This is a genomic window from Mesorhizobium sp. M7A.F.Ca.AU.001.01.1.1 (assembly GCF_004022735.1).
In the GTDB taxonomy this organism is placed as follows: domain Bacteria; phylum Pseudomonadota; class Alphaproteobacteria; order Rhizobiales; family Rhizobiaceae; genus Mesorhizobium; species Mesorhizobium ciceri.
Genome location: NZ_RZPF01001188.1, coordinates 1 through 1,007 on the forward strand (window position 1 = coordinate 1; position 1,007 = coordinate 1,007).

1 protein-coding gene is annotated in these 1,007 nt (G+C 63.4%); it reads right to left on the minus strand.

Annotation, left to right across the window (positions count from 1 at the left end; translation table 11 throughout):
• Positions 1-1,007, minus strand: a 1,007-nt coding sequence (locus EN884_RS36955; RefSeq protein ID WP_164895461.1) for a cyclopropane-fatty-acyl-phospholipid synthase family protein, incomplete at both ends; no start/stop codon positions are given.

Below are 1,007 nucleotides of genomic sequence, written 5' to 3' on the forward strand. Positions count from 1 at the left end.
CCCATATCGCGCATCTCCAGCGCTTTTTCGCATTTGGCCATGTAGTCGCGTGTCATCGGCAGCGTATCGTTCTTCTTGGCGATCTGGATCTGGAAGATCACCAGATCCTGCCAGCGGAATGCGGCTTCCGAGGCCGCCAGATAGAATTCCCACATGCGGCAGAAGCGCTCGTCATAGATCGCCTTGGCCTTGTCGCGATTGGCGGCGAAGCGCTCGCCCCAGTGCTTCAGCGTGTCGGCATAGTGGAGCCGCAGGATCTCGACGTCGGTGACGACCAGGCCCGACTTCTCGATCGCAGGCATCACTTCCGACAGCGACGGGATGTAGCCGCCCGGGAAGATGTATTTGCGGATGAAGGCGCTGGTCGCCCACGGCACGCCGGAACGGCCGATCGTGTGCAACAGCATGACGCCATCCGGCTTGAGCAGCGTCGCGCTCTTGTCGAAGAAGGTGCGATAGTGGTTGACGCCGACATGCTCGAACATACCGACCGAGACGATGCGATCGAAACGCTCATTGAGTTCGCGGTAGTCCTTCAGCTCGAAATGCACGCGGCTTTCCAGCCCTTGCGCATGCGCCCGGTCGGTGGCGACGCCATGCTGCTCGGTCGACAGCGTGACGCCTTGCACGTCGACGTCGAACGCCTTGGCGAGATAGAGGCCAAGCCCGCCCCAGCCGGAGCCGATGTCGAGCACCGTCTGGCCGGCCTTCAGCCGGAGCTTGGCGGCGATGTGGCGTTTCTTGGCGCCCTGCGCCTCGTCGAGCGTCATGTCCGGCTGCTCGAAATAGGCGCAGGAATATTGCATGTCCTCGTCGAGGAAGAGCCGGTAGAGATCGCCCGACAGATCGTAGTGGCGCTGCACGTTGCGCCGCGAGCGCGAGGCGGTGTTGATCTGCTGCAGCCGGCGGAAGGCGTGGCGCAGGCCTTCGATGGCCTTCGACCAGGTGGCGTCGATGCCGCCGCTGCCCATGTTCTGGAAGGCGATGCGCATCACGCCCAGCACGCC